This is a genomic window from Mesorhizobium sp. M4A.F.Ca.ET.090.04.2.1, from assembly GCF_003999085.1.
In the GTDB taxonomy this organism is placed as follows: domain Bacteria; phylum Pseudomonadota; class Alphaproteobacteria; order Rhizobiales; family Rhizobiaceae; genus Mesorhizobium.
Window position 1 is genome coordinate 1 of sequence record NZ_RZOT01000650.1, and the last position, 2,982, is coordinate 2,982.

At 65.4% G+C, this 2,982-nt stretch carries 4 protein-coding genes; all 4 read left to right on the forward strand.

Translation table 11 applies throughout. From position 1 onward, the window contains the following. Positions 1–1,206: AMP-binding protein (locus tag EN781_RS29730; protein WP_127400607.1), on the forward strand; the 1,206-nt coding region annotated here is incomplete at its 5' end. A gap of 94 nt (positions 1,207–1,300) precedes the next feature. After that, positions 1,301–1,561, forward strand: a complete 261-nt coding sequence (locus EN781_RS35590; protein WP_245492686.1) for a hypothetical protein — start codon at positions 1,301–1,303, stop codon at positions 1,559–1,561. A 23-nt stretch (positions 1,562–1,584) separates the two neighbouring features. Further along, positions 1,585–2,193, forward strand: a complete 609-nt coding sequence (locus EN781_RS29735) for a hypothetical protein (RefSeq protein WP_245492687.1) — start codon at positions 1,585–1,587, stop codon at positions 2,191–2,193. Between the two features lie 233 nt (positions 2,194–2,426). Beyond that, on the forward strand, positions 2,427–2,982 hold a 556-nt coding region (locus EN781_RS29740), incomplete at its 3' end, for a CHASE domain-containing protein (RefSeq protein ID WP_189347926.1).

Here is a 2,982-nt window from a genome sequence, read left to right on the forward strand (position 1 = left end):
GTCGAGAACCATCCGCGCGTCGCCACCATCCTCGGCGCCGGCGACACCCTGCCCGCCAGCGACATCGATTTCGGCGCAGCGCTTGCCGCCGCCGCCCCCGACTGCCCGCCGGCGATGCGCAAGGGCGACGACCTGTTCATGATGATGTCGACCTCGGGCACCACCGGCCATCCAAAGGGCGTGCCGGTGCCGCTCAACGCGCTGCTCGCCTTCGGCGCCTACATGCGCGACGCGATCGGGCTCCGCCCCGACGATGTGTTCTGGAACATCGCCGACCCCGGCTGGGCCTATGGCCTGTACTACGCCATCACCGGGCCGCTGCAGCTCGGCATCGCCACCACCTTCTACGAAGGCGCCTTCAACGCCAGAAGCACCTACGACATCATCGAGCGGCTGGGCGTCACCAGCCTCGCCGGCTCGCCCACCGCCTACCGGCTTTTGATGGCGGAAGGCGCGGAGGCCGCAGCCCGCGTCAAGGGCAAGCTCCGTGTCGTAAGCAGTGCCGGCGAGCCGCTCAACCCCGAAGTGATCCGCTGGTTCGACGCTCATCTCGCCGCCCCCATCCACGACCATTACGGGCAGACCGAGAACGGCATGATGGTGAACAACCATCATGGCCTGGCGCATAGCGTGCGCGCCGGCTCGGCCGGCTTCGCCATGCCGGGCTACCGCATGGTGGTGCTCGACGAGGCGGGCAACGAGCTCGGCCCCAATCAGCCCGGCATCCTCGCGGTCGACATTGCGAAGTCCCCGCTGCGCTGGTTCGACGGCTACCACCAGGCCGAGACGCCGGCGATCGCGGGCGGCTATTACCGCACCGGCGACACGGTGGAGTATGAGCCGGACGGCTCCGTCTCCTTCATCGGCCGCGCCGACGACGTCATCACCTCGGCCGGCTACCGCATCGGCCCGTTCGACGTAGAAAGCGCGCTGATCGAACATCCGGCGGTCAACGAGGCGGCGGTGGTCGGCGTGCCCGACCCGCAGCGCACCGAGATCGTCAAGGCCTTCGTCGTGCTGGCTTCGGCCTTCAAAGGCAGCGAGGCGCTGGCCGAGGAGCTGGCCCAGCATGTGAAGAAGCGGCTCTCGGCGCATGCCTATCCGCGCGAGGTGGAGTTCGTCACCGAACTGCCGAAAACGCCAAGCGGCAAGATCCAGCGGTTCTTGCTGCGCAAGGCCGAGGTGGAGAAGCGCAAGGCCGGGTAAAGATTCAGCTCTCCGTAGATTTCCGCCACGCAAAAGCCGCCAATTCGGGCGAAGGCTCCGAAGGGTTTTGATCGCTAACTTTGGGGGCTACGTCATGCGGTTGATCTGGACACTTCTCTTCATGCTTGCGGGCAGCGCGGCACTCGCTGCCTCGCCGGAGGACAACTATATCGCCGCGCGTGACAGGGCGATTGCCGACATCGCCGCGCAGGAAAGCGCGAACGCTCCCGTGGAAACGCTCGATGCCCAGAATGTGAAGGCGATGGCCGATCTCGAAAAGCGCCTATCCGCCCTTCTCGGCCCGCTGGCGGTCGAGGGTTTTCCGGCAACCGGCACGATCAATCTCCAAGCCTGAGCGACTCCGACATCGGATTCGGCATGCTCGACGGGCTGAGATACACCACGAGCGACGACGGCCCGAGCCTTGTCGCGACGACGCGCGGGCTCGCCGAGCGCTGGCTGAAGTCCAGGGCCGACGAGACCGATGAGAATCTCAAGCTGCCCGCCGGCATCGACGCCGCGCTGAAGCTCGACGCCTTCTACACCCAGGCCATCGGCGCCGATGCCGCCTTCGTCAAGACGCTCGACTTTGCGCTGATCAAGCCCGAAGGCGCCGACATGGCGATCGCGCGGCTGGGCGGCTGGACGCAGGATGTCGGGCCGATCTACGACCAGCAGGTCATCGTCACGCTGGTCAAGGGCGATCGGGTCATGATCGCCGAGGCACCCGCGGCGCCCGCCGTTCCGAAGATCGCGGCTTGCGATGGCTTGTGGACAGCGGCCGACGCCGCCGCCCAGAAATTCCAGGAGGCCTACCAGGCTTCGGAACTCAAGGACGAAAAGTCGTACGATGCCGCCAATGCCGCCTGGGAGAAAGGCGACGCCGACTATCGCGCCTGCATGGGCGAGCGCCTGCCGGGCGATGCGGCCTTCCCGGCATTGCTTGCCCAGGCCCAGGCGCTGGCCGACCACATGGCCGGCAAATAACCGCGGCGTCGAAGCTGCCTATCTCCCCCAAGTGGCGAGATCGGCTGTGTCAGCTCCTCCCTACCCTTGATCCGTGGCGCTTCCTGTCCTTGCAGCAATCGGCCCAATGCTGAAACTTCTGGCCGGCCTGGAAGTCTAAATTTAAGCACTTTCTACTAGGTTCGACCGATCGACTATTGTCCAGGAAGGATATTCGGGTCGAATTGGCCAGAACGGATTTCAGCATAGGCCGCATGAGACAGGCCGTTTTTTCGTCCGCCAACGTGCCGGCGGCGATAGCCTTTGTCGTGCTTCTGATCTGCGCCATATTTGCCGACCAGCAGAACAGAAAAGTCTCCGATCAACTGGTGCGCGCCGATGTCCTGGCCAAGGTCAACATCATCCGCGCCAAGATCGAGGGCAACATCAACGGCAACCTTCAGCTCACACAGGGCCTGGTGTCGGCCATCGTCACCGAGCCCTATATGGGCCAGCAGAGATTTGCGTCGCTCGCCGGCAATCTGTTCGAGCAGAAGTCGCAGCTGCGCAACATCGCCGGCGCGCCGGACCTCGTCATCTCGCTGATGTATCCGTTGAAAGGCAACGAAAAGGCGATCGGGCTCGACTACCGCAAGAACGAGGCGCAGCGCGCGGCAGCGCTTCGGGCGCGCGACAGGCACGAACTGGTGTTCGCCGGCCCGGTCGACCTGGCGCAAGGCGGGCGGGGCTTCATAGGCCGCATCCCGGTCTTCGTGCCGACGGCGGGCGGCGGCGACCGCTTCTGGGGCATCGTCTCGGCGGTGGTCGATG